Origin of the sequence: Kosakonia sp. S42 (genome assembly GCF_016624785.1) — a bacterium.
GTDB lineage: Bacteria > Pseudomonadota > Gammaproteobacteria > Enterobacterales > Enterobacteriaceae > Kosakonia > Kosakonia cowanii.
Genome location: NZ_JACVTW010000032.1, coordinates 1 through 21,810, shown reverse-complemented (window position 1 = coordinate 21,810; position 21,810 = coordinate 1). Strand labels below are relative to the sequence as shown.

The following is a 21,810-nucleotide window of genomic DNA, read 5'->3' as shown; positions in this document are numbered from 1 at the left end:
CTGGAGCACCCCTTGAACACATCATCGGTTTCCCGTCTGGCGCTGGCGCTCGCTTTTGGCGTGACACTGACCGCCTGTAGCTCGACGCCGCCCTCTGAGCGTCCCTCTGAACAAACTGCGCCAGGCACCTCCTCGCGCCCGATCCTAAGCGTTGATGAAGCGAAAAACTTCACCGCCGATCGCTACTTCACCCCGCTGGCCGCCAACAGCGCCGCGTGGAAACCTTACGCGATCCGCGTGCCGGAAAAAGCAGATTTCGTGGTTGGACCGGCCGGTACGGCGGGTGTGACCCACACCACCATTCAGGCTGCGGTTGACGCTGCCATCAATAAACACGCCAGCGACCGCCAGTACATTGCGGTGATGCCGGGTGAATATGAAGGCACCGTCTATGTGCCTGCGGCTTCGGGCAGCGTGACCATTTACGGTACCGGTGAGAAAGCGGCGGATGTGAAGATCGGCCAGGCGATCGATTCTGAAATGGATCCGACCAGCTGGCGTCGTCTGGTCAACCCATCGGGCAAATATATGCCGGGCAAACCAGCGTGGTATATGTTTGATGCCTGCCAGCGCAGCCGCGCGGCGACCGTCGGCGTGATGTGCTCCGCCGTTGTCTGGTCGCAGAACAACGGCCTGCAACTGCAGAACCTGACCATTCAGAACACGCTCGGCGACAGCGTCGATGCCGGCAACCACCAGGCGGTGGCGCTGCGCAGCGATGGCGATAAAGTGCAGATCAACAACGTCAATATTCTCGGTCGCCAGAACACCTTCTTTGTGACCAACAGCGGCGTGGATAACACTCTGCGCAGCGATCGCCAGACCCGCACGCTGGTGACCAACAGCTACCTCGAAGGCGATGTGGATATCGTCTCCGGGCGCGGCGCGGTGGTATTTGATAACACCGACTTCCGCGTGGTCAACTCGCGTACTCAGCAGGCAGGTTATGTCTTCGCTCCGTCAACCCTGTCGAACCTCTATTACGGCTTCCTCGCCGTCAACAGCCGCTTTACCGCCGCCGGAAACGGTGTCGCGCAGCTGGGCCGCTCGCTGGATATCGACAGCAGCACCAACGGCCAGGCCGTGATCCGCGATAGCGTGATTAACGAAGGCTTTAACGTGGCGAAACCGTGGGGCGATGCCGCCGTATCAGGCCGCGCCTATGCGGGCAACACCGGCACTGCGGATGATAAAGGCAACATCCAGCGCGATTTGAACGATGCGAAGTTCAACCGATTCTGGGAGTTCAACAACCGCGGCCTCGGCAGCAAAGTGGTTGCTGAGCCGAAGAAGTAATTCAACGCTCAAAACAAAAAACCTCGCCGCGGCGAGGTTTTTTTATGCCCGGAAATGGGATCCCGGTTATTACAGGGCGTTAATGACTACCCACATCGGGCCCTGTCCCACGGCGTAACGCGCTTTTTCAGTCAGCAGGCCCTGCGCGCCGCCGATCTCATACAGCGCGATATGATGGGATTTCTGCCCGGCGGCAATCAGGTATTTGCCGCTGTTATCGATATTGAAGCCGCGCGGCTGGGTTTCGGTCGGCTGGAAACCTTCAACGGCGATGACGCTGCCATCTTCCGACACGCTGAAGATGGTCAGGGTGCTGGAGGTTCGGTCGCAGGCATAGAGATGACGGCCATCCGGCGTGATATGGATATCCGCAGCCCAGCGGGTATCACTGAACTCCGGCGGCATCATATCCACGGTCTGCACGCACTCGGTTTTGCCATGCGGATCGCTAAGCTGCCAGACATCGACGCTGCTGTTGAGTTCGTTAACGCAGTAGGCAAAACGCTTATTCGGATGGAAGGCCATATGGCGCGGGCCTGCGCCCTCGACGGTGGTCACTTCCGACGGCTCCTGCGCGGTCAGCGCGCCCGTTTCACCGAGGGTAAAGAGACAGATGCGATCCTGCTTCAGAGCCGGGACAAACAGCGTGCGGTTGTCCGGGGAAATATTGGCCGAGTGGCACCCTTCCAGCCCCTCTGCAAGATGGACGGTCTCGCCCGGAATGCCATCATTAAGGCGCACCACGCTGACGCTGCCCGCATTGTAGGAGGCGCTAAACAGGAAACGACCGCTATGATCGGTGGAGATATGGGTTGGGCTACCGGAGAGCGGCGCTTCTGCGGCGTAGCTCAGGGCGCCATCCTCCGGGGAGATACGGTACGCAAGAACGCGAAATTCAGGGCGAACGCCAACGTAGAGGTAACGTTTATCCGGGCTGACAACCATCGGCTGCACCTGGCCTGGCACATCGACAACCTGCACCAGCGTCAGGCTGCCTTCGGAATTCAAACGCCAGACGTGGATCTGCTGACTTTCGGGGCTGGCGGTATAAACGGTCTGTTTCATGAACACTCCTTTCCTCTAATTCTTCTCTGCGTTAAGTAACCAGGATAGCCGTTTTTGCGGCGTGATGCTGAATTTCGCCCTCAGATTTTGCGCATGCGGCGACGGGGTGTACCATCCCCGGACACGAAATTTCACCCTCAACTACGGGAAACGATATGACCTCGCGCGTAATAGCACTTGATTTAGACGGTACGCTTTTAACCCCGAAGAAGACGCTTCTGCCCTCTTCCCTTGAAGCGTTAGCACGCGCAAAAGCCGCCGGGCATCTGCCCATTATCGTGACCGGTCGGCACCATGTCGCTATCCACCCTTTTTATCAGGCACTGGCGCTGGATACACCTGCAATTTGTTGTAATGGCACCTATTTGTATGATTATCATGCAAAAAAGGTGCTCGCCGCCGATCCGCTACCGGTCAATCAGGCGCAACAACTGATCGCCCTGCTGGAAGAGTACCAGGTGCATGGCCTGATGTATGTCGATAACGCCATGCTGTATGAAAAGCCGACCGGCCATGTGCTGCGCACCACGGCGTGGGCCGAAGCGCTGCCGCCTGAGCAGCGCCCGGTGTTTCAACAGGTTGACTCCCTGCGCGCTGCGGCCGCAGAGGTGGAGGCAATCTGGAAATTTGCTCTCACCGATGAAGATACCGGCAAGCTGAAGAACTTTGCTCACCATGTTGAGCAGACGTTAGGGCTGGAGTGCGAATGGTCATGGCACGATCAGGTGGATATCGCCCGCGCCGGTAACAGCAAAGGCAAACGGCTGGCCGAATGGGTCGCCGCGCAGGGCTTATCAATGCAGGATGTGGTAGCCTTTGGCGATAACTATAACGATATCAGTATGCTACAGGCCGCAGGCACCGGTGTGGCGATGGGCAACGCCGACGACGCGGTGAAAGCCCATGCCAATGTGGTGATTGGCGATAACACCGTCGATAGCATCGCGCAATTTATTGATAAAGAGCTGCTCTAATCAGGCGGTGATCGACACGCTTTTGATTTAGCAAGGCGAGGCACCAGGCCTCGCCTTTGTATGGCTTAACGATATCGACCTGATGGTGCTGCAATATAGGAGAGTAGTGCAAACCCGAAAGCGCCGAAGCGAATGGGCTCAGAATAGTCGATATCGTAATTGATATGCAGAAAGCCTTTAAGGAACGAAGTGCCATGCACTGCAAGGCAAAACTGTATGGCAGCGATGCCAAAAACGAACAGGGTGTAAAAGATATGGAGAAACTGCGAATTTCTTGTATCTACAAATACTTTTCCAATCAGCAGGACGAAAAGCACCAGCAATGACACGACGTAATATATAACTTCAGCAACCCATGTATTGGTATTGAAAATAACAATATCCTCTGCCATCGCCCCTTCTCCTTTGAAATGGTCATATCTTCCGTCTGGCAATAGCTCTTCCTCCCGCTACGCTCGAGCGCCAATTGTGCCATAAGGCATTTCCTGTGTGGAAATCAGAAGATTATGTAATAAAAAAAATGGGGAGATGAAACGGGCGCAACGCCCGTTTTCTGGCTATCAGGCGGTAATCGACACGCTTTTGATTTGCGCATAGAGCCACTGGCCGGGTTTGATACTGAGTTCATCCCGCGCCCAGGGGCTGATGCGCGCCCACAGGGTTCTGCCACCGACATCCAGTTGCACTTCCACCTGCCCGTCGACATCGAAACACTGCACGATTTTGGCGCGCAGAATATTACGGATGCTGGTGTTCATCGGCGGCTGGAGCACCAGCGATACATCGGTGGCCTGAATGCGGATACGCAGCGCGCTTTTCAGCGGCCGGTCGATCTTATTGACCCAGATATGCTGATCGCCCAGCGCCAGCGCGGTCATCGCATAGTGCGGATGGTGTTCCAGCACCAGCACTCTCAGCACGCTGCTCTGCTGCTCCGGCGGCAGCCACGGGTTCATTACGCTGCTGCCCCACACATCTTCGAGGCTGCCAAAGGCTTTCACTTCGCCCGCTTCCAGCACCATCACTTTATCTGCCAGATGCAGGATCTCATCCAGCGAGTGGCTGACATAAAGCATCGGGATATTGATCTCCTGCGCCAGTCGTTGCAGGTAGGGCAGCAGTTCGCGCTTGCGCGGAATATCCAGCGACGCCAGCGGCTCATCCAGCAGCATCAGTTCTGGCGCGGTCAATAACGCGCGGCCAATCGCCACGCGCTGCTTTTCACCGCCGGAGAGGCCACCGGGCAGCCGGTCGAGCAGCGGCTCAATACCGAGCAGCGACACCAGTTTGTCAAACTGCGCGGCCATCGATTTCGCCATGCCGTAGCGCAGATTGCCGCGCACGCTGTAGTGCGGAAAGAGGCGCGCATCCTGAAAGACATAGCCGACGCGGCGCTTTTCGGGCGGCAGACACACCTTGCGTTCGGTATCGAACAGCACGCGATCGTTAAGCACGATGCGCCCCTCTTGCGGCTGCGTCAGGCCGCCAATGGCGTTAATCAGTGAAGTTTTCCCCGCGCCCGAGACGCCAAAAATCGCGGTGATGCCGCTGGCGGGTAGCGTTTCGGCGATACGCAAGCGATGGGTGCCCAGCGTCTGGGTGAAATTGAGCTCCAGCATCGGTTATCTCCCCGTCCGTTCGCGGCTCACGCGCGCCAGCCACTCTGAAATCAGCAGGGAGATCAGCGCCAGAATAATCGAAATAATGCACAGGCGCGCGGCGGCGCTTTCGCCCCCCGGCGTCTGAATTAAGGTGTACATGGCAGAGGGAATGGTGCGGGTTTCGCCTGGAATATTGGAGACGAAAGTAATGGTGGCACCAAACTCGCCGAGAGAGCGGGCAAAGGCCAGCACCGTGCCGACAATAATCCCCGGCAGGGTGAGGGGTAAGGTAATGGTGAAAAAGACGCGCCAGCGACCAGCCCCCAGTGTGCGGGCGGCCTGTTCCAGTTTGGTATCAACGCTCTCCAGCGCGAGGCGAATGGCGCGCACCATCAGCGGGAATGACATCACCGCAGCGGCTAATACCGCACCGCGCCAGCTAAAGGCGAAAGTGATGCCAAACCAGTCATAGAGCCACTGACCGACGACTCCACGGCGGCCCATGGCGATCAGCAGCAGGTAACCCACCACCACCGGCGGCAGCACCAGCGGCAGATGCAGCACGCTGTCGAGCAGCGCTTTGCCCGGAAAGGTGCGGCGCACCAGCAGCCAGGCAAAGAAGATCCCAAAAGGCAAACTAAGTAGTACCGCCAGGGAAGAGACTTTAAGGCTCAGCAGAACAGCCTGCCATTCAGGATCGGTCAATATCATTCGTGCGTTGTAAATCCGTAACGTTTAAAGATTTCAGAAGCCTGCGGGCCTTTCAGATAGTCATAAAACGCGCTCACGGTTGCGTTTTTATGGCCATCGATAATCGCCAGCGGGTATTCCACTTTTTTGTGCGACGCTTCCGGGAAGGTACCCACCACTTTCACCCCTTTGCTGGCCACCGCGTCAGAGCCGTAGACAATGCCTAACGGCGCTTCGCTGCGCTCCACCAGCGCCAGCGCGCCGCGAACATCCTCCGCAGGTGCCAGTTTCGGCGAGAGGGTTTCCCAGGCGCCCAGTTTTTGCAACGCCTCTTTGGCGTAGATACCGGCCGGAACATGATCCGGATCGCCCACCGCCAGACGGCCGCCTTTCAGCAGGCTGTTCCAGTCGGTTTTCGCATCAATCTTGATCTCGCCCTGCGCGCTGCTTTTCGGCGCAACCACCACCAGGCTATTGCCGAGCAGGGTTTCACGGCTCGCACTATCCACCGCTTTTTTCTCGACCGCGTAATCCATCCACTTCTGATCGGCCGAGATAAAGAGATCCGCTGGCGCGCCCGCTTCAATCTGGCGGGCAAGTGTAGAAGAGGAGGCGAATGAGGAGACCACCTCAACCTGCTTCTCTTTTTTGTACGCGGCGGCAATATCCTGCATCGCGTTGGTCAGCGAGGCGGCGGCAAAGACGGTAATTTTACCCTCTTGCGCCACGGCCTGCCCTGCTACGACAAGTGTTAATGCTGCGCCAACCAGCAGACGTCGCCCTGTGTGTGCCATTTTTTACTCCTCTCATTATCGTTATATAAAAAAAAACATAACGATAGTATCAGAGAATGGTAGCGGGCCGGAAATACCCATCAATAATTAAAACCTACCTAACTATATCGGCAGAAAGGGAAAAGATCTTGAATGGCAGAGAGCGAAACGCCCACAAAGTGGGCGTTTGGGAAGGGATTAGCGCGATGGGGTGGTGGTATCGCGGCGCTTTTCGCGGTGTCCAACGGCGGAAAAGACGTTAAACACTTCACCCAGGCCATAAATCAGGCCGAGGATAATCGCCATAACCACCGGCACCATAATCACGGCAAAAACCAGGCTTTTCAACAGCTCTAACATGGTCGTCTCCAGAAAGTGGGAATGCGGCATTCTAGCCTGAACATTGTGTAAAACACTCGCCTTTTGTGCGATTGCCTGGCACTAGGCGCGTCGGCGCTTTTCCTTCACAATAGCCCTTTTGCGAGGGAAGTGCGTCATGCAGGCTGAAATTCTCCTTACTCTTAAACTCCAGCAGCGCCTCTTCGCCGACCCGCGGCGCATCGCTCTGCTTAAGCAGATTGAGCAAACCGGCTCCATCAGCCAGGGCGCGAAGAACGCCGGGATCAGCTACAAAAGCGCGTGGGACGCCATCAATGAGATGAACCAGCTCAGCGAGCAGACGCTGGTTGAGCGCGCCACCGGCGGTAAAGGCGGCGGCGGCGCGGTGGTCACCCGCTACGGGCAGCGTCTGATTCAGCTCTACGATCTGCTGGGGCAGATCCAGCAAAAAGCCTTTGATGTGCTGAGCGATGACGACGCCCTGCCGCTCGACAGCCTGCTGGCGGCAATTTCACGCTTCTCCCTGCAAACCAGCGCCCGTAACCAGTGGTTCGGCACCATTACCGCCCGCGACCACCAGCAGGTGCAGCAGCATGTCGAGGTGTTGCTGGCTGATGGGCAAACCCGCCTTAAGGCGGCGGTCACGGCGCAAAGCGCTGAACGTTTAGGGCTGGAGACGGGCAAAGAGGTGCTGGTGCTGCTAAAAGCGCCGTGGGTCAGCCTGACCTGCGATGCGCAGCTGGCAGCGCAGGCGGATAACCAGATAACCGGCGCGATTACCCATATTGAGCAGGGCGAGGTGCAGAGTGAAGTGCTAATCGCCCTGCCGGATGGCCAGATGCTTTGCGCTACGGTGCCAAATGCGCAGGTGGAGGATATGCAGGAACAGCAGCAGGTGACGGCATATTTTAATGCCGATCGGGTGATTCTCGCCACGTTGTGCTGAGAGCATTGACAAGCCGCGCCATTGCACGTATCCCTGAGTTTCTGTGCTGCAAAACTTGGGATACATCATGTCGTCATTGCAAATTTCGCAAGGTACGTTTCGTCTTAGCGATACCCGCACGCTGCATCTTGAAGATCTCCGCCTGCAGGCCGGAGAGAGCTGGGCCTTTGTCGGTGCCAATGGCAGCGGCAAATCAGCGCTGGCTCGCGCGCTGGCGGGTGAGCTGACGCTGCTTAACGGCGAGCGCCAGTGCCACTTCACCCGCCTTACCCGCCTCTCCTTTGAACAGCTGCAAAAGCTGGTCAGCGAAGAGTGGCAGCGTAATAACACCGATATGCTCTCGCCGGGCGAAGAGGATACCGGACGCACCACCGCCGATATTATCCAGGATGAGGTTAAAGACCCGTCGCGCTGCGCGGCGCTGGCGGCGCAGTTTGGCATTACCCATCTGCTTGAGCGGCGCTTTAAATACCTCTCCACCGGCGAGACTCGCAAAACCCTGCTCTGCCAGGCGCTGATGGCGCAGCCGGAGCTGCTTATTCTTGATGAACCCTTTGACGGGCTGGATGTGGACTCCCGCCAGCAGCTCGCCGAGTTGCTCGCCCGTCTGAATGCCGATGGCTACACGCTGGTGCTGGTGCTCAACCGCTTCGATGAGATCCCGGCGTTTGTGCAGCATGCGGGCGTGCTGGTGGATTGCGCCCTGACGGAGACCGGTGAGAAAGAGGCCCTGCTTCAGCAGGCGCTGATCGCCCAACTGGCGCATAGCGAACAGCTGTCCGGTATGGCGCTGCCGGAGCCGGACGCGGCCCCCGCCCGCGCAACGCTCGATCCCACCGCAGCGCTGATAGTGCTTAACGACGGCGTGGTCTCCTATGATGACCGCCCAATCATTAATCACCTCTGCTGGCAGGTGAATCCGGGCGAGCACTGGCAGATCACCGGCCCGAACGGCGCGGGGAAATCGACGCTGCTGAGCCTGATTACCGGCGATCATCCGCAGGGCTACAGCAACGATTTAACCCTGTTTGGCCGCCGTCGCGGCAGCGGCGAGACCATCTGGGATATCAAAAAACATATTGGCTATGTCAGCAGCAGCCTGCATCTCGATTACCGCGTCAGCACCACGGTGCGCAATGTGATCCTCTCCGGCTATTTCGACTCGATTGGCATTTACCAGGCGGTCTCCGATAAGCAGCATAAGCTGGCGCAGCAGTGGCTCGATATTCTCGGCTTTGATGCCCGTACCGCCGACGCGCCGTTTCACAGCCTCTCCTGGGGGCAGCAGCGGCTGGCGCTGATTGTCCGCGCGCTGGTTAAACACCCGACGCTGCTGATCCTCGATGAGCCATTGCAGGGGCTGGATCCGCTTAACCGCCAGCTGGTGCGCCGCTTTATCGATGTGCTGATCGGTGAAGGGGAAACCCAGTTGCTGTTTGTCTCTCACCACGCCACCGACGCGCCCGCCTGCATTACCCACCAGCTGGCGTTTATTGCCGACGGCGAGGGCTACCGCTACGCCTTAACACCACAATAATTGGGGGGCTGCTTCGCCTCCTGGCTGTGTGCTGTAATAACGCTCGCGCGTTTTCGCGTAAAAAAAATAATGATCGTTTACTGGCTTGCTGATGACGCCCCCGTTATCGGCGGCCAGTTTTTGTTATGGCAAGAAAAAAGCCCGCCGACGGACGACGGGTCAATATAAACGGGACCTTTATGACTCAATATCTCTCCCTCCCCCGCGCCCTTACGCTGGTCGCGGCGCTCTGCTTTGGTTTCAGCACGCTGAGTTTTGCCGAAGAGACGGCACCGGACGCGGCTTCCGCGAACGAAGCAAAAATTAACCAGGCCGTAGAAAACATGCAGCGCGTCAGCGTGTCTGGCCCGCATAAAGTCACGCTGGGTAACCAGGCGGTGCTGAATCTCCCGGAAGGTTTTACCTATATCCCGCCGCGGCAGGCAGCGGAATTTATGCGCGAGCTGGGTAACTACGTCGATGAGAGCGCCTTTTACGGGCTGGTGTTCAATGATGCCATCTCCGGGTTCGTCTCCATTGAGTATGACGATGCGGGTTATATCAAAGATGACGATGCCAAAGACTGGGACGCAGCCGAACTGCTGAGCAATCTGCAGGAGGGGACCAAGGAAGGCAACAAGATGCGCAGCGAGAAAGGCATTCCGCCCATCGAAGTGGTCGGCTGGGTAGAGAAGCCAAGCTATGACGCCGCAACGCATCGCCTGATCTGGTCTGCTGCGATTCGCGATATCGGCAGTAACGTTCCGCTGAAAGAGCAAGGGGTGAACTACAACACCTACCTGCTCGGCCGTGAAGGGTATCTCTCGCTCAACCTGGTGACCGATCGCGGCACCGTGGAGCAGGAGAAGCCGCTGGCGAAAAACCTGCTTAACGCTGTGACCTTTAACGACGGCAAAAAGTACAGCGACTTCAACGCCTCGACTGACAAGATCGCCGAGTATGGCCTGGCAGCGCTGATTGGCGGCCTGGCGGCGAAAAAACTGGGTCTGCTGGCAATTATCGGCGTGACGCTGCTGAAGTTCTGGAAACTGGCGCTGATTGCGCTGGCGGGTGCAGGCATGGGCATCAAAAAGCTGCTGTTTCGCAAAAAAGACGACAAATCTAAAATTGTCGAATAAGCATGAAGCTGTTGTTTTTGCTGTTTAAAGGCGCAACCCTCGGCAAGCTGCTGCTTTCCGGGGGGACAATGCTGCTGTCGGTGGCAACCTATGCGCTGGCCTTCGGTTGGCCCTACGCCACCGGCTTCGTGGTGCTGCTCTTTTGCCATGAGCTGGGTCACTATCTTGCGGCTCGCCAGCGTAACTTGCCGGTGGGTCTGCCGATGTTTATCCCTTTTGTCGGTGCGTGGGTGGCGCTGAAAGAGGAGTTTCCGGATGCGGAAACGGAGGCCTGGGTCGGTATCGCTGGCCCCCTGCTCGGCTCGCTTGCCGCGCTGGGCTGCTACTATCTGGCGGAGTACTTCGACAGTTCGATGTTGATGGCGGTGGCTTATGCCGGCTTTTTCCTCAACCTCTTTAACCTGATCCCGGTTCCGCCGCTGGATGGCGGGCGCATTACCGTCGCCATTTCGCGCAAGATTTGGTATCTCGGCATCCCGCTGCTGCTCGGTTTCTTTTACCTGCACCCCAGCCCGCTGTTGCTGATTGTCTGCCTGCTGGCGGCTTCGCAAATCTGGACCCGGCGCAAAGAAACGCCCAATTTAACCGCACTCAACCCTGGCAAACGTCTGGAATATACCCTTTTGTACTTTGGGCTGATTGCCTGGCTCTCCCTGATGACCTATAACCTCCACGGGGCGCTGGCCAGCTTTCGCTGACTTTCCCTGCGTCGCTGCAGCGCAGTGACGTCATTTTCAGACTAATCACACTCGTCGGCGCAGCCCGGTAAATACGCGGCTGTCCCGGCGTTGATGCGGCATTGCGGGCGGTTGAAAAATCAGTGTAAACGATTCCACTATTTTATCCCATGTCACACTTTTTACCGCTCTGTTATGCTAAGGTTAATTCATATCAAATGCTTGATGGAGTCAAATATGCGAGTTCTGGTTACTGGTGGTAGCGGTTACATAGGAAGCCACACCTGCGTGCAACTGCTGCAAAACGGTCATGACGTTATCATCCTCGACAACCTCTGCAACAGTAAGCGCAGCGTGCTTAACCAGATTGAGCGCTTTGGCGGTAAACGGGCGCTCTTCGTTGAGGGCGATATTCGCGATGAGGCGCTGCTGGCCGAGATCCTGCACGACCACGCCATCGAAGCGGTGATCCACTTTGCCGGGCTGAAGGCCGTCGGCGAATCCGTTGCCAAGCCGCTGGAGTATTACGACAACAACGTTAACGGCACGCTGCGCCTGATTAATGCTATGCGCGCCGCCAACGTGAAGAATTTTATCTTTAGCTCCTCGGCAACCGTTTATGGCGACCAGCCGAAAATCCCTTATGCCGAAAGCTTCCCGACCGGCACCCCGCAAAGCCCGTATGGCAAAAGCAAACTGATGGTTGAGCAGATCCTCACCGACCTGCAGAAAGCGCAGCCAGAGTGGAGCATCGCGCTGCTGCGCTACTTCAACCCGGTAGGCGCGCATCCGTCAGGTGAGATGGGTGAAGATCCGCAGGGGATTCCAAACAACCTGATGCCCTATATCGCGCAAGTGGCGGTGGGCCGCCGCGAATCGCTGGCGGTGTTCGGCAATGACTACCCGACAGAAGATGGCACCGGCGTGCGCGACTATATCCACGTGATGGATCTGGCCGACGGTCACGTTGCCGCCATGCAGCAGTTGGCAGGCAAACCGGGCGTGCATATTTATAACCTCGGCGCTGGCGTCGGCAGCAGCGTGCTTGATGTGATTAACGCCTTCAGCAAAGCCTGCGGCAAACCGATTGCCTGGCACTTCGCGCCGCGTCGCGACGGCGATCTCCCGGCTTACTGGGCGGATGCTACCAAAGCCGATAAAGAGCTGAACTGGCGCGTAACACGCACCCTTGATGAAATGGCAGAAGATACCTGGCGCTGGCAGTCACGCCATCCGCAGGGCTATCCCGATTAACAGGAGTGGTAATGTCGCAATTTAACCCGGTCGATCACCCGCATCGCCGCTACAATCCGCTGACGGATCAGTGGATTCTGGTCTCTCCGCACCGTGCGAAACGCCCCTGGCAAGGGGCGCAGGAGACGCCGTCTAAACAGACGCTGCCTGCGCACGATCCGGACTGTTTCCTCTGTCCGGGCAATACCCGTGTCACCGGGGATAAAAACCCCGACTACACCAGCACCTATGTCTTTACCAACGACTTTGCGGCGCTGATGACCGACACGCCGGATGCGCCAGAGAGTAACGACCCGCTGATGCGCAGCCAGAGCGCGCGCGGCACCAGCCGGGTTATCTGCTTCTCGCCGGATCACAGCAAAACGCTGCCGGAGCTGAGCGTGGCGGCACTGGAAGAGGTGGTAAAAACCTGGCAGCAGCAGATCGCTGAGCTGGGGAAAACCTACCCGTGGATCCAGGTGTTTGAGAACAAAGGCGCGGCGATGGGCTGCTCCAACCCGCATCCGCACGGGCAAGTTTGGGCCAACAGCTTCCTGCCGAATGAGGCCGAGCGCGAAGATCGCCTGCAGAAAGCCTACTTTGCCGAACACCACTCGCCGATGCTGCTCGATTATGTGCAGCGCGAGCTGAAAGATGGCAGCCGCACGGTGGTTGAAACCGAGCACTGGCTGGCGGTGGTGCCCTACTGGGCCGCCTGGCCGTTTGAAACGCTGCTGCTGCCAAAAGCCGCCGTACAGCGCATTACCGAGTTAACCGACGCGCAGCGCAGCGATCTTGCGCTGGCACTGAAAAAACTGACCAGCCGCTACGACAACCTGTTCCAGTGCTCATTCCCCTACTCAATGGGCTGGCACGGCGCGCCGTTTAATGGCGAAGATAACGCCCACTGGCAGCTGCATGCGCACTTCTACCCGCCGCTGCTGCGCTCCGCCACGGTGCGTAAATTTATGGTCGGCTACGAGATGCTCGGCGAAACCCAGCGCGATCTCACGGCAGAACAAGCGGCCGAACGCCTGCGCGCGGTCAGTGATATCCATTTTCGCGAATCCGGAGAATAACAATGAGCCTGAAAGAGACAACAGATGCTCTGTTTGCTGAGACATTCGGCTACCCTGCCACCCACACCATCCAGGCCCCGGGCCGCGTCAACCTGATTGGCGAACATACCGATTACAACGACGGCTTTGTGCTGCCCTGCGCCATCGATTACCAGACGGTAATCAGCTGCAAAGCGCGCGACGACCGCACCGTGCGCGTGATCGCTGCCGACTACGACAACCAGCGCGATGAGTTTTCGCTGGATGCGCCGATTGTGGCGCACGACAGCCAGCAGTGGTCCAACTATGTACGCGGCGTGGTGAAACATCTGCAACAGCGCGATGCCAGCTTTGGCGGCGCGGATCTGGTGATCAGCGGCAATGTGCCGCAGGGCGCGGGCTTAAGCTCGTCGGCCTCGCTGGAAGTGGCGGTCGGTACCGTCTTCCAGCAGCTTTACCATCTGCCGCTGGACGGGGCGCAGATCGCGCTCAACGGCCAGGAAGCGGAGAACCAGTTTGTTGGTTGTAACTGCGGCATTATGGATCAGCTGATCTCTGCGCTTGGCAAGAAAGGCAGTGCGCTGCTGATCGACTGCCGCTCGCTCGGCACCAAAGCGGTTTCCATGCCCGAAGGCGTGGCAATTGTCATTATTAACAGCAACTTCAAACGTACGCTGGTGGGCAGCGAATACAACACCCGCCGCCAGCAGTGCGAAACCGGCGCGCGCTTCTTCCAGCAAAAAGCGCTGCGTGATGTCAGCCTCGATCAGTTCAACGCTGTGGCGAATGAGCTGGATCCGCTGGTCGCGAAACGTGTACGCCATGTGCTGACCGAAAACGCCCGCACCGTGGAAGCAGCCGCCGCGCTGGAGAAAGGCGATCTGCAACGCATGGGCGAGCTGATGGCGGAATCCCACGCCTCTATGCGCGACGATTTCGAGATCACCGTGCCGCAAATCGATACGCTGGTAGAGATCGTCAAAGCGACCATCGGTGATAAAGGCGGCGTGCGCATGACCGGCGGCGGCTTTGGCGGCTGCGTCGTTGCGCTGGTGCCGGAAGCGCTGGTACCGGAAGTGAAACAGGCGGTTGAGAGCCAGTACGAAGCGAAAACCGGCATCAAAGAGACCTTCTACGTGTGTAAACCTTCTCAGGGGGCAGGACAGTGCTAAATGAAACGCCTGCGGTAGCACCCGATGGGCTGCCGGTACGACTGATCACCCTGCGCAACGGCGCGGGGATGGTGGTGAGCTTAATGGACTGGGGCGCGACGCTGCTCTCTGCGCGCGTACCGATGAAAGATGGCAGCGTACGCGAAGCCCTGCTCGGCTGCGCGACGCCGGAGCACTACTGGGAGCAGACCGCCTATCTCGGTGCGTCTATTGGCCGGTATGCGAACCGCATTGCCAAAAGCCGCTTTACCCTTGATGGCGAGACCTGGTCCCTGACCCCAAGCCAGGGCGAAAACCAGTTGCATGGCGGCCCGGAAGGGTTTGATAAACGCCGCTGGCGCATTGAGCGCCAGAACGACAGCGAAGTGCTCTTCTCCCTCACCTCGCCGGATGGCGATCAGGGCTATCCGGGCACGGTCAACGCCACGGCGCACTTCCGTCTTGGTGATGATAACCGCATTACGATTGAGTACCGTGCGACCACCGACAAGCCCTGCCCGGTCAACCTGACCAATCACGCCTATTTAAACCTTGATGGCGCGCAGGGCGATGTCCGCAACCATACGTTGCAGCTGCTGGCCGATGCCTATCTGCCGGTGGATGAGATGGGCATTCCGACCGGCGATCTGAAAAAGGTGGCGCTGACCAGTTTTGATTTCCGTACGCCAAAAACCGTGGCGGAAGAGTTCCTCAGCGATGAGGATCAGCGCGTGGTGAAGGGTTACGATCACGCCTTTTTACTGCAGGCGCAGGGGGATGTGACTACGCCTGCGGCGCACCTGTGGTCGACAGATAAGCAGCTGCAAATGTCGGTCTACACCAGCGCGCCTGCGCTGCAGTTCTACTCCGGTAACTACCTGGAAGGGACGCCTGCGCGCGGCGGGAAAACCTACAGCGCATGGCAGGGCCTGGCGCTGGAGAGCGAGTGTTTACCCGACAGCCCGAACCGCCCGGACTTCCCGCAGCCGGATTGTACGCTGCAGCCTGGCGACGAATATGTCAGCCGGACGGAGTATCACTTTATTCCGCTCTGAGCATGAGCCCTCCTGCGGGAGGGCTTTTTTTTGCCCTTTTTGCTGAAATATGCGCCACTTATCCTCAAAACAATAACCCTCGATTCACAAGCAGCTTACACTCTGCGCCTATTTTCGCTATGGTTAAGGGTAATCGTTGCCGGGCAGTGCGCTTCGGCAATACAATGAGAATCGTTATCATTAAATCAGGCTCACAGGAGTAAGTGTATGGCTGTTACTAAGCTGGTTCTGGTTCGTCATGGCGAAAGCCAGTGGAACAACGAAAACCGCTTCACCGGTTGGTACGATGTTGATCTGTCAGAGAAAGGCGTTGGCGAAGCGAAAGCGGCAGGCAAATTGCTGAAAGCTGAAGGCTACGCGTTTGATTTTGCTTATACCTCTGTGCTGAAACGTGCCATCCACACGCTGTGGAACGTTCTGGACGAACTGGATCAGGCATGGTTGCCGGTTGAGAAGAGCTGGAAACTGAACGAACGTCACTACGGTGCGCTGCAGGGTCTGAACAAAGCAGAAACCGCTGAGAAATATGGCGACGATCAGGTTAAACAGTGGCGTCGCGGCTTCGCCGTTACCCCGCCGGCACTAACCAAAGATGATGAGCGTTTCCCGGGCCACGATCCGCGCTACGCGAAACTGACCGAACAAGAGCTGCCGCTGACCGAAAGCCTGGCGCTGACCATCGATCGCGTGATCCCTTACTGGAACGAAACCATTCTGCCGCGTCTGAAAAGCGGTGAGCGCGTGATCATTGCCGCACACGGTAACTCCCTGCGTGCGCTGGTGAAATATCTCGACAACATGAGCGAAGAAGCGATCCTCGAACTGAACATTCCGACCGGCGTACCGCTGGTGTATGAGTTCGACGAAAACTTCAAACCGATTAAGCACTACTATCTGGGTAACGCGGATGAGATCGCCGCGAAAGCTGCTGCGGTAGCAAACCAGGGTAAAGCGAAATAATAAAAAAAAGCCGGACACGTTGATGCCCGGCTTTTGAGTCTAAGGCCCGGTACGCTTCGCGCTGCCGGGCTTTTTGCTGCGTTAAATTGCCGGATGGCGCGTAAATGCTTATCCGGCCTACGCGGTTTCAGCGGCTTCGTTACCGTAGGCCGGATAAGGCGTAGCCGCCATCCGGCATACAAAATAGAGGACCCGTTAACCGCGGCGCGCTTTAACGGCTTGCGCTAACTGGCGCAGCACCGCGTCGGTATCTTCCCAGCCGATACAGGCATCGGTCACGCTTTTGCCGTAAACCAGCGCATCGCCGCTCTCGAGGCTCTGGTTGCCTTCCACCAGGTGGCTCTCAATCATCACGCCCATGATCGCCTTGTCACCGCCCGCGATCTGCTGGCAAACATCTGCGCTCACTTCCATCTGCTTTTTAAACTGCTTACTGGAGTTCGCATGGCTGAAATCAATCATCACCTGCGCCGGTAAGCCCGCTTTTTCCAGCCCTGCTTTCACCTCGGCGACATGCTTCGCGCTGTAGTTCGGCTCTTTGCCGCCGCGCAGAATAATGTGGCAATCGCCGTTGCCCGCCGTGTTGACGATGGCGGAGTGACCCCATTTGGTCACGGAGAGGAAGCAGTGCGGTGCGCCTGCGGCGTTGATGGCGTCAATCGCCACTTTGATGGTGCCGTCGGTGCCGTTCTTAAAACCAACCGGGCACGAGAGGCCGGAGGCAAGCTCACGATGCACCTGGGATTCGGTGGTGCGTGCGCCAATCGCGCCCCAGCTCATCAAATCCGCCATATATTGCGGGGTGATCATATCGAGGAACTCACCCGCCGCTGGCAGCCCGCTGTCATTAATCTCCAGCAGCAGTTTGCGCGCAATGCGCAGGCCGTCATTGATGCGGAAGCTGTTATCCATGTGCGGATCGTTAATCAGCCCCTTCCAGCCAACGGTGGTGCGCGGTTTTTCGAAATAGACGCGCATCACGATTTCCAGTTCGCCCTTCAGTTCGTCACGCAGTGCCAGCAGGCGCGAAGCATACTCTTTTGCCGCCACGGGATCGTGAATGGAACAGGGTCCGATAACCACTAACAGGCGGTCGTCGTTGCCGCGCAGGATTTGATGAATTGCCCGGCGCGCCTGGGAGACCGTTCTGGCAGCGGTTTCGGTAGCGGGGAATTTTTCAAGCAGCGCGACAGGAGGGAGTAACTCATTGATCTCTTTGATGCGTAAATCGTCGTTCTGATAAGTCATGATCTTTCCAGTGTGAACATGTTTTTTAGAAGAAAAGCAATCTGACCAATCTATCTCGCTCGCGCCGTAGTGTAAACGCGAACTTACACTACGCCCGGATAATTCCTGGAATCCAGCGAAAGTGGTGGGAAAAGTAGCAAGTCGCCACATCCCGACTACACTTTTTAACTGTAAATACCTTTGTTTTACATTTTTTCGTTATTCCATGCTGCTACTTATGGCACGTATGGCATCTTTCACCACTGAGCGTGCGATGGGTTCGCGCATATTCTGCCGGCGTCCCGCGCGGCATTAGACGACCAGCACAGGAGCATCATGATGAAAATGAATAAATTAGCGACGCTTTTACTGACCACCACACTGACTCTGGCAGGCGGCGCAGCGTATGCGGCGGACGCATCCTCTTCCAGCTCCAGCAACGGCGATGCTAACGCAGCAGCGAAGGCTGGCCAGGTTGCCCCTGACGCGAAAGAGAACATTGCGCCAGGCAATGTTGATAACAGCAACATTAATACCGGCAATACCAACACTAATTCCACCTCTACGCAGATGGAGCACAAATCTGGCCATATGAGCAAAGAGGAAGTGCATAAAAACACCATGTGTAAAGATGGTCGTTGCCCGGACGTGAATAAAAAAGTTGAAACCGGTAGCGGTGATAACAGCAAAGTGAACACCAAAACTGATGGCACCACCCAGTAAGGCGTGATGCTGAAGTGAAGAGGGAGAGCTGAGGCTCTCCTTTTTTTATTCCTTAAACCTCAAAATCTGCAATGATGTAGGCGTTTTCTCAACGGTCAAAAGGATAGATCCCATCATGGCGCACGATCACTCGCATGGCTCATCGGATGCCAATGCCCGCCGTCTGCTACTGGCCTTTACGGTCACCGCTGTTTTTATGGTTATTGAGGTGGTGGGCGGGATTATTTCCGGCTCGCTGGCGCTGCTGGCCGACGCCGGACATATGCTCACGGATGCCGCCGCCCTGCTCTTCGCTCTGTTGGCGGTGTGGTTTGCCCGCCAGCCGCCGAGCGCCAAACGCACCTTCGGCTGGCTACGTCTGACGACGCTTGCCGCTTTTATTAACGCCCTCGCGCTGGTGCTGATAACAATCTGGATTGTCTGGGAAGCGATCCTGCGCTTTAGTCACCCACAGCCGATTGCCGGGATGACGATGATGGCTATCGCGATTGCTGGCCTTGTGGCCAACCTGCTCTCCTTCTGGCTGCTGCATCGCGGTAGCGAAGAGAAGAACCTTAACGTGCGCGCCGCTGCGCTGCATGTGCTGGGCGATCTGCTTGGCTCCGTTGGCGCCATTGTCGCGGCGGTGGTGATTATGGTGACCAACTGGACGCCCATCGACCCGATTCTGTCGGTGCTGGTTTCTGCGCTGGTGCTGAAGAGCGCGTGGCGCTTGATGAAGGAGAGCGTCAATGAACTGCTGGAGGGGGTTCCCGCTTCGCTGGATATCGGTGCGTTACAGCGCCATTTGCGCCGAGCGATTCCGGAAATCCGCGATGTGCACCATGTGCACGTCTGGCAGGTGGGTGAAAAACCGCTGATGACGCTGCATGTGCAGGTGATCCCGCCGCGCGATCACGATAAATTGCTCGGCGAGATCCACCACTTCCTGGCGCACCATTATGAGATTGCTCATGCCACAGTGCAGATGGAGTATCAGCCCTGTAGCGGCTCAGACTGCCGTCTGGGCGACGTTACGGCCGATCCCCATCACGGACATCATCATTAATGTGAAAGCGCGCGAGAGCCACGCTCACGCGCGCTGTTAATCCACATCCGGCTGCCGTTCAGGGCAATAAAGGTGAGGATCATATACTCCAGCGACATCGCCCACACGCCCTGACGTGCAAAAATCACCACGCTTATCACGTTGATAATCACCCACAGCAGCCAGTTTTCGACATATTTGCGCGTCATCAGGATCATCGCCACGATAGAAAGAACCATCATGCAGGAGTCCCAGAATGGGAAAGCATCAGGCTGCAGCGTTGGCATCGCCACGTTCAGCCCGACGGCCTGCATGATGTTGACGGCGATACGCGTCAGGAAGGCGAAGACCGGGTTGATAAACAGCGTCATCAGACCAATCGCCACCACGCAGGCGGCAAGCCAGCCGAGGGCTTTGCTGCGCGGCAACCAGCGTATTTGCAGCTCGGCCTCATTCTGCGAGGTCTGGCGCGACCAGGCATACCAGCCATAGATATTGGCGGCGAAGAAGAAGAGTTGCAGCAGCAGGCTGGCGTAGAGCTGGATCTGGAAGAAGATGATGGCGAAGAGCGTGACGTTAATCAGACCAAAGGCGTAATTGCTGATTTTCTCAAGGCTGGCGAGCCAGATACAGAGTAAACCCGCCAGCGTGCCTGCGGCTTCAATCCATGAAAGGTCATATCCCCCGGCACCGATCGGAATGTGCACGAGGATGTTTTGCGTACTAAAAAAGTCCATTCTTTCCCCAGAGCGTAGTGTTACGCATTGATGTCTATGAAAACGTTAAGGTCGAAGTGTAGCCGCAAAATCGAGCATGCGGTTAAGCGGCAGCAGCGCGCGTTCGCGCAGGCTGGCCTCCACTTCTATCTCATGCGCCGTTCCGCCCTGCTCCAGCCCGTCGGCAATGGCTTTCAGACCGTTCATCGCCATCCACGGGCAGTGAGCGCAGCTGCGGCACGTCGCCCCTTCGCCAGCCGTTGGCGCCTCGATCAGCGCTTTATGCGGCACGGCCTGCTGCATTTTATAGAAGATCCCGCGGTCGGTGGCGACAATCAGTTGCGAGTGAGGCAGCGTTTTTGCGGCCTGGATCAACTGGCTGGTCGAACCGACCGCATCGGCTAACTCTACCACCGCTTGTGGCGATTCAGGATGCACCAGTATTGCGGCGTCCGGATAGAGCGCCTTCATGCGCCGCAGCGCCTGGGTTTTGAATTCATCATGGACGATGCACGCCCCCTGCCAGCAAAGTACGTCCGCGCCCGTTTGTTTCTGGACGTAATTGCCGAGATGACGATCCGGTGCCCAGATAATTTTTTCGCCGAGGCTATCGAGGTGCTCAATCAACTCGACCGCAATGCTTGAAGTGACCACCCAGTCGGCGCGGGCTTTTACCGCCGCCGAGGTGTTGGCATAAACCACCACGGTGCGATCCGGATGTGCGTCGCAGAAAGCGTTGAACGGCTCGATGGGGCAACCGAGATCGAGCGAGCATTCGGCCTCAAGCGTCGGCATCACGATCGTTTTTTCCGGGCTGAGGATTTTCGCCGTTTCCCCCATAAAACGCACGCCGGCGACCAGCAGCGTCGAGGCAGGATGACGGGCGCCAAAGCGCGCCATCTCCAGCGAGTCGGAGATGCAGCCGCCGGTCTCTTCCGCCAGTTGCTGGATCTCCGGGTCGGTGTAGTAGTGGGCGACCATCACCGCATCATGCTCTTTCAGCAAGCGTTTGATTTTATCGCGGTAAAAGGCTTTTTCCGCAGGTTTCAGCGGCGCGGGTTTGGCAGGAAAGGGATAGATTGCGGCTTCAGGATCAAACATTACGCTCATGATGCTCACTCGTTTTGCGTGCTTAACATGATAACCCCAACAGCGGCCTGATATGGATTATTAAGCAGCTGGCGTTTTATATACTAAACAAGATACCCGATCGCAGAGATATTGTCGCGGTGAATTTATTCGCAGTGGGAAATGGATAATGTAGATAATTGCCTGCTGGCGCGTAGGCCGGATAAGGCATTTATGCCTCCATCCGGCAATACGTTCAACGCCTGCTGGCGCTGCGCTTAGCAGGCCTACGAAAACCGGATGCGGAGAGGTGTTGTCGGCCGGATAAGGCGTAGCCGCCATCCGGCAGTGGGTTCAGGTTCAAAACAGAACGCCTGCTGGCGCTGCGCTTAGCAGGCCTACGAAAACCAGGTGCGGAGAGGTATTGTAGGCCGGATAAGGCGTAGCCGCCATCCGGCACGAAGAGCGCACGGATTTTTCAAATCGCAGATAGCAAAAAAGCGCCTTTAGGGCGCTTTTTTACATTGGTGGGTCGTGCAGGATTCGAACCTGCGACCAATTGATTAAAAGTCAACT

At 57.3% G+C, this 21,810-nt stretch carries 22 protein-coding genes; 13 read left to right on the top strand and 9 right to left on the bottom strand.

Annotation, left to right across the window (positions count from 1 at the left end; all coding sequences use genetic code 11):
* Window positions 1–12: 12 nt before the first annotated feature.
* Window positions 13–1,296: a putative acyl-CoA thioester hydrolase gene (locus IAE50_RS21965; protein ID WP_034812813.1), complete on the top strand. Its 1,284-nt coding sequence runs from the start codon at window positions 13–15 to the stop codon at window positions 1,294–1,296.
* 69 nt (window positions 1,297–1,365) lie between these two features.
* Here the strand turns inward: IAE50_RS21965 and pgl are convergent, their stop codons facing one another.
* On the bottom strand, window positions 1,366–2,361 hold the full coding sequence (pgl, locus tag IAE50_RS21960; protein ID WP_200581290.1) for a 6-phosphogluconolactonase: 996 nt from the start codon (window positions 2,359–2,361) through the stop codon (window positions 1,366–1,368).
* 155 nt (window positions 2,362–2,516) lie between these two features.
* Between pgl and IAE50_RS21955 the strand changes: the two genes are divergently transcribed.
* Window positions 2,517–3,335, top strand: a complete 819-nt coding sequence (locus tag IAE50_RS21955) for a pyridoxal phosphatase (RefSeq protein ID WP_128483363.1) — start codon at window positions 2,517–2,519, stop codon at window positions 3,333–3,335.
* A gap of 65 nt (window positions 3,336–3,400) precedes the next feature.
* Here the strand turns inward: IAE50_RS21955 and IAE50_RS21950 are convergent, their stop codons facing one another.
* The 5 genes from IAE50_RS21950 to IAE50_RS21930 form a co-directional block, all read right to left on the bottom strand.
* Window positions 3,401–3,727, bottom strand: a complete 327-nt coding sequence (locus IAE50_RS21950; protein WP_200135665.1) for a hypothetical protein — start codon at window positions 3,725–3,727, stop codon at window positions 3,401–3,403.
* A gap of 168 nt (window positions 3,728–3,895) precedes the next feature.
* Window positions 3,896–4,954 (bottom strand): molybdenum ABC transporter ATP-binding protein ModC, encoded by a 1,059-nt coding sequence (gene modC / locus IAE50_RS21945; protein WP_200581289.1) that lies wholly within the window; start codon window positions 4,952–4,954, stop codon window positions 3,896–3,898.
* A 3-nt stretch (window positions 4,955–4,957) separates the two neighbouring features.
* Window positions 4,958–5,647 (bottom strand): molybdate ABC transporter permease subunit, encoded by a 690-nt coding sequence (gene modB / locus IAE50_RS21940; protein WP_076769574.1) that lies wholly within the window; start codon window positions 5,645–5,647, stop codon window positions 4,958–4,960.
* Window positions 5,644–6,420: a molybdate ABC transporter substrate-binding protein gene (gene modA / locus IAE50_RS21935; protein WP_200581288.1), complete on the bottom strand. Its 777-nt coding sequence runs from the start codon at window positions 6,418–6,420 to the stop codon at window positions 5,644–5,646. Before modA ends, modB begins: the two co-directional genes overlap by 4 nt.
* A 177-nt stretch (window positions 6,421–6,597) precedes the next feature.
* Entirely contained in the window at window positions 6,598–6,759 is a 162-nt protein-coding gene (locus IAE50_RS21930) for an AcrZ family multidrug efflux pump-associated protein (protein WP_023479529.1), read from the bottom strand.
* Between the two features lie 136 nt (window positions 6,760–6,895).
* Between IAE50_RS21930 and modE the strand changes: the two genes are divergently transcribed.
* The 9 genes from modE (at window position 6,896) to gpmA (ending at window position 16,473) form a co-directional block, all read left to right on the top strand.
* The gene (modE, locus tag IAE50_RS21925) at window positions 6,896–7,684 is read left to right on the top strand and encodes a molybdenum-dependent transcriptional regulator (protein WP_200581287.1); all 789 of its coding nucleotides are present in this window, start codon (window positions 6,896–6,898) and stop codon (window positions 7,682–7,684) included.
* Between the two features lie 67 nt (window positions 7,685–7,751).
* A complete protein-coding gene (modF, locus tag IAE50_RS21920) occupies window positions 7,752–9,221 on the top strand; it encodes a molybdate ABC transporter ATP-binding protein ModF (RefSeq protein WP_200581286.1) in 1,470 nt (489 codons plus the stop codon).
* A 179-nt stretch (window positions 9,222–9,400) separates the two neighbouring features.
* The gene (locus tag IAE50_RS21915) at window positions 9,401–10,339 is read left to right on the top strand and encodes a DUF2167 domain-containing protein (protein ID WP_200581285.1); all 939 of its coding nucleotides are present in this window, start codon (window positions 9,401–9,403) and stop codon (window positions 10,337–10,339) included.
* A 2-nt stretch (window positions 10,340–10,341) separates the two neighbouring features.
* Complete coding sequence (locus IAE50_RS21910; protein WP_042712013.1) at window positions 10,342–11,037, top strand: site-2 protease family protein; 696 nt, start codon at window positions 10,342–10,344, stop codon at window positions 11,035–11,037.
* A 216-nt stretch (window positions 11,038–11,253) separates the two neighbouring features.
* Window positions 11,254–12,270, top strand: coding sequence for a UDP-glucose 4-epimerase GalE (gene galE, locus IAE50_RS21905; protein ID WP_042712011.1), 1,017 nt, complete (start codon window positions 11,254–11,256; stop codon window positions 12,268–12,270).
* An 11-nt stretch (window positions 12,271–12,281) separates the two neighbouring features.
* A complete protein-coding gene (galT, locus tag IAE50_RS21900; RefSeq protein WP_200581284.1) occupies window positions 12,282–13,328 on the top strand; it encodes a galactose-1-phosphate uridylyltransferase in 1,047 nt (348 codons plus the stop codon).
* Between the two features lie 2 nt (window positions 13,329–13,330).
* Window positions 13,331–14,479, top strand: coding sequence for a galactokinase (galK, locus tag IAE50_RS21895; protein ID WP_200581283.1), 1,149 nt, complete (start codon window positions 13,331–13,333; stop codon window positions 14,477–14,479).
* Window positions 14,473–15,513, top strand: a complete 1,041-nt coding sequence (galM, locus tag IAE50_RS21890; RefSeq protein ID WP_200581282.1) for a galactose-1-epimerase — start codon at window positions 14,473–14,475, stop codon at window positions 15,511–15,513. Before galK ends, galM begins: the two co-directional genes overlap by 7 nt.
* A gap of 207 nt (window positions 15,514–15,720) precedes the next feature.
* Complete coding sequence (gene gpmA / locus IAE50_RS21885) at window positions 15,721–16,473, top strand: 2,3-diphosphoglycerate-dependent phosphoglycerate mutase (RefSeq protein WP_023479514.1); 753 nt, start codon at window positions 15,721–15,723, stop codon at window positions 16,471–16,473.
* A gap of 195 nt (window positions 16,474–16,668) precedes the next feature.
* On the opposite strand, the gene aroG is transcribed toward gpmA, so the two are convergent.
* Complete coding sequence (gene aroG / locus IAE50_RS21880; protein WP_200581281.1) at window positions 16,669–17,721, bottom strand: 3-deoxy-7-phosphoheptulonate synthase AroG; 1,053 nt, start codon at window positions 17,719–17,721, stop codon at window positions 16,669–16,671.
* Between the two features lie 318 nt (window positions 17,722–18,039).
* On the opposite strand from aroG, the gene IAE50_RS21875 reads away from it, so the two are divergent.
* Window positions 18,040–18,423, top strand: a complete 384-nt coding sequence (locus IAE50_RS21875) for a YbgS-like family protein (protein WP_200581303.1) — start codon at window positions 18,040–18,042, stop codon at window positions 18,421–18,423.
* 115 nt (window positions 18,424–18,538) lie between these two features.
* Window positions 18,539–19,471, top strand: a complete 933-nt coding sequence (gene zitB / locus IAE50_RS21870) for a CDF family zinc transporter ZitB (protein ID WP_128483373.1) — start codon at window positions 18,539–18,541, stop codon at window positions 19,469–19,471.
* On the opposite strand, the gene pnuC is transcribed toward zitB, so the two are convergent.
* Window positions 19,468–20,187: a nicotinamide riboside transporter PnuC gene (gene pnuC / locus IAE50_RS21865; protein WP_076769566.1), complete on the bottom strand. Its 720-nt coding sequence runs from the start codon at window positions 20,185–20,187 to the stop codon at window positions 19,468–19,470. The genes zitB and pnuC overlap by 4 nt on opposite strands.
* A gap of 45 nt (window positions 20,188–20,232) precedes the next feature.
* Window positions 20,233–21,276 carry a quinolinate synthase NadA gene (gene nadA / locus IAE50_RS21860; protein ID WP_200135653.1) on the bottom strand — a complete coding sequence of 348 codons (1,044 nt, stop codon included), beginning with the start codon at window positions 21,274–21,276 and terminating at the stop codon, window positions 20,233–20,235.
* Window positions 21,277–21,810 lie beyond the last annotated feature (534 nt).